At 72.0% G+C, this 901-nt stretch carries 1 protein-coding gene and 1 pseudogene; one reads left to right on the plus strand and one right to left on the minus strand.

The annotated features are described in order from the left end of the window. Positions 1-513: pseudogene (locus ABD151_RS13035) on the plus strand (FAD-dependent oxidoreductase); the annotation flags it as partial. Between the two features lie 63 nt (positions 514-576). Here ABD151_RS13035 and ABD151_RS13040 read toward each other — a convergent pair. Further along, positions 577-901, minus strand: a 325-nt coding sequence (locus ABD151_RS13040) for an HNH endonuclease signature motif containing protein (RefSeq protein WP_343995012.1), incomplete at its 5' end; no start/stop codon positions are given.

Raw genomic sequence — 901 nt, forward strand, 5'->3', positions numbered from 1 at the left:
CAGGTGCTCACCGCGCCGCAGAGTCCTGGGGCGGTCTACTCGGGCTCGCGCAACGTGGCGCGGCTGCGTGCGACCGGGCTGGACGTGGCGGTGCTCGGTGACCCGGAGCAGGCCGAGGGCGAGGTGGTCGAGGTGACCAACCCGATCGTCGGCTCGCACCGCAAGCTGGTGGTGCGCGGCGGCGTGGTGGTGGCGGGGACGCTGATCGGGGACCTGTCCCGAGTCGGCCTGATCACCCAGCTCTACGAGCGTGGCACGGTGCTCGGGCCGGCGGAGCCGGGCGAGTTGCTGTTGGCCGAGCGGCCGGCGGGGGAGTCGGGGCCGCTGCTGCCCGACGACGCCGAGGTCTGCGCCTGCGCCGGCGTCAGCGCCGGGCGCCTGCGGGCCTGCTCGTCGGTGGAGGAGGCCCGCGAGACCACGCGCGCGACGACCGGGTGCGGCGGCTGCACGTCGGTGGTGAAGCAGTTGGTCGGCTGCGCGACGGCGGGTGCCGCAGCGGGCAGCGCGGGCTGACCGGGACATGCCGCTTCCTCCGGTGGCCGGGAGGCTGCCGGAGGTGGCGGGCTGCTCTGTCGCTTACTCGAGTTGGATGGTGCCGAGTGCGGTGACGAGCCAGGCGTGGCCGTGCTTGTTGTGCCAGGTGTAGGTGCCGTCTTTGTTGCGGACGTAGCGCCAGCCGGCGAAGGTCTTGGCGAGGTGATGACGGCGGCAGAGCGGCGCCAGGTTCTCGGGGTTGGTTTGGCCCGGTGGGCCCGTCTCTTCGTACGGGTTGATGTGGTCGAGGTCTGCGTCGGCTGAGGAGCGGGTGCAGTGCGGGAAGACGCAATGTTGATCCCTGAGCTTGACTTGCTCGGCCATCCACGTTGGTGGGTCGTGGCGGTCGACGCTGCCGGTGCGGTTG

The sequence above is a fragment of the Nocardioides dubius genome (assembly GCF_039528155.1).
Taxonomy (GTDB): Bacteria; Actinomycetota; Actinomycetes; order Propionibacteriales; family Nocardioidaceae; genus Nocardioides; species Nocardioides dubius.